General features: G+C 27.7%; 7 protein-coding genes. 6 read left to right on the forward strand and 1 reads right to left on the reverse strand.

The window, feature by feature from the left end:
- Window positions 1–120: 120 nt before the first annotated feature.
- From RWY47_RS15550 to RWY47_RS15575, 6 genes are read left to right on the forward strand one after another with little or no spacing between them, the layout of a single operon-like run.
- A complete protein-coding gene (locus RWY47_RS15550) occupies window positions 121–765 on the forward strand; it encodes a histidine phosphatase family protein (protein ID WP_021431252.1) in 645 nt (214 codons plus the stop codon).
- 12 nt (window positions 766–777) lie between these two features.
- Entirely contained in the window at window positions 778–1,983 is a 1,206-nt protein-coding gene (locus tag RWY47_RS15555) for an NAD(P)/FAD-dependent oxidoreductase (RefSeq protein WP_150885446.1), read from the forward strand.
- Window positions 1,983–2,348: a chorismate mutase gene (aroH, locus tag RWY47_RS15560; protein WP_025161906.1), complete on the forward strand. Its 366-nt coding sequence runs from the start codon at window positions 1,983–1,985 to the stop codon at window positions 2,346–2,348. The genes RWY47_RS15555 and aroH overlap by 1 nt, the downstream gene beginning before the upstream one ends.
- An 11-nt stretch (window positions 2,349–2,359) precedes the next feature.
- Complete coding sequence (cmk, locus tag RWY47_RS15565; RefSeq protein WP_021431249.1) at window positions 2,360–3,007, forward strand: (d)CMP kinase; 648 nt, start codon at window positions 2,360–2,362, stop codon at window positions 3,005–3,007.
- Window positions 3,008–3,029: 22 nt separating this feature from the next.
- The gene (locus tag RWY47_RS15570) at window positions 3,030–3,629 is read left to right on the forward strand and encodes a lysophospholipid acyltransferase family protein (protein WP_021431248.1); all 600 of its coding nucleotides are present in this window, start codon (window positions 3,030–3,032) and stop codon (window positions 3,627–3,629) included.
- Between the two features lie 10 nt (window positions 3,630–3,639).
- On the forward strand, window positions 3,640–4,479 hold the full coding sequence (locus RWY47_RS15575) for a 4-hydroxy-3-methylbut-2-enyl diphosphate reductase (protein WP_021431247.1): 840 nt from the start codon (window positions 3,640–3,642) through the stop codon (window positions 4,477–4,479).
- Window positions 4,480–4,524: 45 nt separating this feature from the next.
- On the opposite strand, the gene RWY47_RS15580 is transcribed toward RWY47_RS15575, so the two are convergent.
- Complete coding sequence (locus tag RWY47_RS15580) at window positions 4,525–5,751, reverse strand: aminopeptidase (protein ID WP_224170310.1); 1,227 nt, start codon at window positions 5,749–5,751, stop codon at window positions 4,525–4,527.
- Between the last annotated feature and the right edge of the window lie 84 nt (window positions 5,752–5,835).

A 5,835-nucleotide genomic window follows, 5' to 3' on the forward strand; every position in this document is an offset into this window, starting at 1 on the left:
TATATATATTGTCCTTAAATGAATATTTGTATGTTTAAGTTTTTTAATTTGTCAAATTATGATATAATAAAATTTTGATGAACGTTAAAAATAAAGATATATAAATATAGGAGGCTACTTATGGCAAATACTTTTTATATAGTAAGACATGGACAAACTAATTGGAATATATTAGGTAAAACACAAGGACATGGAAATTCAGATTTAACAGAGAAAGGAATAGAACAAGCTACTGAGCTTGCTGATAGTTTAGCTAAAAATCATAAAATAGACTATATATTTTCAAGTGACTTAGGTAGAGCTGTTCAAACTGCTAATATACTTGGAGACAGTTTAGGAATAAGCGTTTGTGAAACGCCAGCTCTTAGAGAAATGGGATTTGGTAAATGGGAAGGTTTATTAATAGATGAAATAAAAATGAATTATGCAGATATATATAATACATGGAGAAATGAACCACATTTAGTTGAAATTCCTGAAGGAGAAACTTTACATATAATTAAAGATAGAGTAGATAATTTTATAAATGAACTTAATAAGAAATATGACAATAAACACATATTACTTGTAACTCACTCTGTAACTGTTAGGGTTATGCTTTTATCTTTCTTAAATTCAGGTATGGAAAATATATATAGAATTAAGCAAGACAATACTGCTTTAAATATAGTTGAATACAGAGATTATGGACCAGTTATAATAAAAATGAACGATACTACTCATATCAAAAACAATGAAAAAATAAACAACTCAGCACTTGAGTAAGGAGATATAAATATGGCAAAAGTTATAGTTGTTGGAGGTGGACCGGCTGGCATAATGGCCGCAATATCAGCTTCAAAACAAAATGAAGTAATTTTAATAGAAAAAAACAATGAAATAGGAAAAAAGCTTAAACTTACAGGTGGCGGAAGATGTAACATAACTAATAATAGAAATATAGAAGATTTTTTTGACAAGGTAGTTAATAACAAAAAGTTCTTATATAGTTCTTTTTATACATTTTCAAACTACGACCTATTAGAATACTTTAAAGATAATAATTTAGAGTACAAAGTTGAATATGATGAAAAAGTATATACTAAGTCAGATAAGGCCGATGATGTTATAAATGTACTATTAAGCAACCTTTCGAAAAATAATGTTGAAATAATGTATAATACAACTGTTTGTGACTTAGTTATAGAAAATAGTGAAGCTAAAGGAGTTATAACTAATAAAGGAGAAAAAATTAGTTGCGATAAATTAATTATAACTACTGGTGGTAAAAGTTATCCAGCAACAGGTTCTGATGGGTCTATGTTTGAAATTTTAAAAAAATATGGACATGAAATAAAAACGCTATATCCAGCATTAATCCCTTTAGTTACACAAGAGAGTTTTGTGAAAAATTTACAAGGTGTAGCTATGAAAGATGTTTGCATAAGTACTAAGATTAAAAAGAAAAAAATTGAAACTCAAGGTGACATGATATTTACACATTTTGGAATATCAGGACCTGCAGTACTAAAATTTTCTTCATATATAAATAAAGCACTTGATAATAATCCTATTGAAATTACAATAGATTTTTTACAAAAAACTTCAAGCGATGAATTATCAAGGATAATAAGAGAAAATCCAAATAAGAATATACTAACAAATTTAAAAAGCATATTACCACAAAACTTCTTAAAAGAAATTTTAACTTTACTTAATCTAAGTGATAAAAAACCTAATGAATTAAAAAAAGAAGATGAATTAAAAATTATTGAATATATAAAGTGCATGAAATTAACTGTTTCTGAGATGCTAACAATTAAAGCTGCTATGGTGACTAGTGGAGGAGTTAGTGTAAAGGAAATAAATTCATCTAATTTAGAATCTAAAATAATTAAAAATTTATTCTTTGCTGGAGAGGTTATAGATGTAGATGCCGAGACTGGCGGATATAATCTTCAAATAGCTTTTTCAACAGGGTATTTAGCAGGAAGTGATTATTAATGAAAGTATTAGCAGTTAGAGGAGCGACAACAGTTAATCAAAACTCCATAGAAGAAATATTAAATGAAACTAAAGTACTAATAGAAAACATAATAAAAGAAAATGATATATTAGAAGAGGATATTATAAGTATGGTCTTTACAATGACTAGTGATTTAGATGTGGTATATCCCTCTGTAGCTGTAAGAGATTTATTAAATATTTGTGATACACCTTTACTTAACTTTGAAGAAAAGTATATTCAAGGTAGTCTCAGAAAATGCATTAGAGTTATGGTAAATATAAATAGTGAAAAGTCAAAGTCTGAGATTAAACATATATATCTAAATAATGCTAAAAGTTTAAGACCAGACATAGTTGAATAGGAGTGAATAATATGAAAAATTTAGTAATAGCAGTAGATGGACCAGCAGGTGCAGGGAAAAGTACGATAGCAAAAATAGTAGCTGATAAAATGAATATAAATTATATAGATACAGGCGCAATGTATAGAGCTATAACATATAAAGTACTTCAAAGTGGAATAGATATTAATAATGAAAATGAAGTAATTGAAATTGCAAAAAAAAGTAATATAGATTTTAAAGATAATAATATCTATCTTGACGGAAAAATTTTAAAAGAGGAAATTAGAACTCCTGAAGTTAGCCATAACGTATCTAATGTAGCACAAATAAAAGATGTTAGACATTTAATGGTGGATGTTCAAAGAGATATTGGTAATAAAAGCTCTGTTATCTTAGACGGAAGAGATATCGGATCATATGTTTTCCCAAATGCTGACTATAAGTTTTTCTTAGTTGCTTCTTCAAAAGAAAGAGGAGAAAGAAGATATAAAGAACTTATAAAAAAAGGATATAATACTACTTTAGAAGAAGTTATTAATGATGTAATAAGAAGAGATGAAATTGATTCTAATAGAGAATTCGCACCTTTAGTTAAAGCTAACGATGCAATTGAAATTGATACTACAGGAAAAAGTATAGATAAAGTAGTTGAATCAGTTATAGATAAAATAAAGTAAGTCAAATTGAAGGGAGATTAATGTGAAATTTTATAACTTTGTAACAGGCGTTTTAAATGTATTCTCACGCGTGTTTTTTAAATTTAGAGTTGAAGGAATTGAAAATATACCTCAAGAAGGTTCTATAATAATTGCCGCAAATCATAAGTCAAATTTAGATCCGATTTTTTTAGCTGCATGTATGCACAAAAATAGACCTATTACAGCTGTTGCTAAAAAAGAATTGTTTAAAGTGAAACCTTTAGGATATATATTAAATAAAATAAATGTTATTCCTGTAGATAGAGAAAATCCAACTGCATCTACGATAAAAAGTATTTTAAAAATCCTTAGAAATGATGGATGTATAGGAATGTTTCCTGAAGGTACTAGAAGTAAGGATGTTGGTTTTTTAGAAGCTAAGGCAGGTCTAGGTATGTTTGCGGTAAAAGGAAAATCTTTAGTAATACCTATGTCTATAATAACTAACTATAGACTATTTAATAGAGTTACAATATACATAGATAAACCTATCTCATTTGAAGATTATTATAAAGAAAAGTTAACAAGTGACGATTACCAAAGATTATCTCAAAATGTACTAGATGTAATAAAAGAAAATTATTATAAGAATGCAAAATAGGGGGATCAATATGGAAGTTAAAATAGCCAAAAATGCTGGATTTTGCTTTGGAGTCAAAAGAGCTATGAAGATGGCTTGGGATGAACTTCAAAAAAGCGAAGACGGCATATATGCTCTTGGTCCATTAATTCATAATAAACAAGCGGTTTTAAAATATGAAGAAAATGGATTAAAAACTATTGATGAAGTAAGAGAAGTTCCTACATCAAAGAGCATGATCATTAGAAGTCATGGTGTAGGTGAGATTGTATATACAGAGTCAAAAGAAAAAGGTCTTAATGTAATTGATACAACTTGCCCTTTTGTAAAAAAAATTCATGAGGTAGCTAAAAAACATTATTCTCAAGGATTTGATATAATTGTTATAGGAGATGCGAAACATCCTGAAGTTATAGGAATTAACGGATGGTGTAATAATGAAGCTATAATAATAAAAACTTTAGAAGACTTAGAAAATATAAGTTTAGATAAAAATAAAAAATATTGTGTAGTTGCTCAAACTACAATTAATATTGATTTATATAATAAAATATTAGAAGCTTTATCTAATAAACTTGATAATGTAATATTCAATAATACTATATGCTCTGCTACTAAAGTTAGACAAGAGGCTGCTAAAGAAATATCAGCAGATGTTGATATGATGGTAGTAGTTGGAGGTAAGCATAGTTCTAATACTCAAAAACTAGTTCAAATATGTCAGGAATATGTTCCTACATTAGCTATAGAAACAGTAAATGAATTGAATCCAGAAGATTTTAAAGGGTTTAAAAAAGTGGGATTAACAGCAGGCGCATCTACTCCTGATTGGATAATTGAAGAAGTTATAAGTTATATTAAAGCTTTGTAAAAACTTTGTAAAAAGGGATATATAAATATATTCCTTTTTATTATTTTATGCCCAATTTCCATTTTTAAATATTTGTATTTCTTTACCATCCTTAGTTAAACCAAATATATTCATATCACTAGAACCTATCATAAAATCATCATGAGTTATACTATCATTTATACCGTATTTATCCATATCCTCTTTTGATATCTCACTACCATTTTCTATACTTGTTTTATATGCAGAGCCTAAAGCTAAGTGACAAGATGCATTTTCATCATATAAAGTAGTATAATAAACTATTCCAGTGTTAGATATAGGTGAGTTATTTTCAACTAACGCAACTTCACCTAAATAACAAGATCCATTGTCTAATTCTAATAATGACTTTAATGACTCATAACCTACCTCTGCATTGTAATCAACAACTTTACCATCTTTAAATGTTAATGTGAATTTATCAATTATAGTTCCATTGTATATAAATGGTTTTGTATTAGAAACAACACCATTAACTTTGAATTTATGAGGTAGAGTATATACTTCTTCTGTTGGGATATTTGCTGTAAATTCTATACCATTTGGATCTAAGCTTGAACCTCCAGCCCAAATGTGCCCTTCAGGCAAATCTATATGTAAATCAGTTTTAGAAGATTTAAAGTGTAAAGATTTAAATTTATAGTTATTTAAAAACATAACTTTTTCAGCTAACTTAGAGTTGTGATTTTTCCAAGATACTATAGGGTTATCAGTATCTATTCTAGTACACTTAAATATATAATCCCATAATTTATTTATAGCTTTATTTTCATCTAACTCGGGGAATACTTTAGATGCCCATTCTTTATTAGGTGCAGATACAATAGTCCACTTAATTTTATCTGATATAATAGCATCTCTCCATAACGGTATACTTTCACTAGATGCTTTACTAGCTTTTTGCATTCTTATAGGATCTACATCTTTAAATATAGTAGGGTTAGAAGAGTCTATATTTATAATACATACTCCTTTGTCTAATAATGAATTGTATTTTTCTATTTTCCATTTAGGAAATTCATCAAAAATGTCTTCTGGAGCTTTTATATATTTTATCAAAGAACTTTCTTCATCGCTCCACTCAATCTCAACATCTCTAGCACCTAAATCATAAGCAGCATTTACTATTTCTCTAGCAAAATCTGTACAAGATATAGGAGCTCTTAAAAGAAGCGTTTGTCCTCTTTGAAGATTTACTCCAACCTTTACTGCTAACTCAGCGTATTTTTTTAATTTAATTTTGAATTCCATAGTAACCTCCAATATCACATATTTATTAATTAAATTATATAATAATAAAGCATCCTTAAGTTGAAATTTTTATTATTTTTTAAA

This window comes from Paraclostridium sp. MRS3W1, from assembly GCF_032465715.1.
GTDB lineage: Bacteria > Bacillota > Clostridia > Peptostreptococcales > Peptostreptococcaceae > Paraclostridium > Paraclostridium dentum.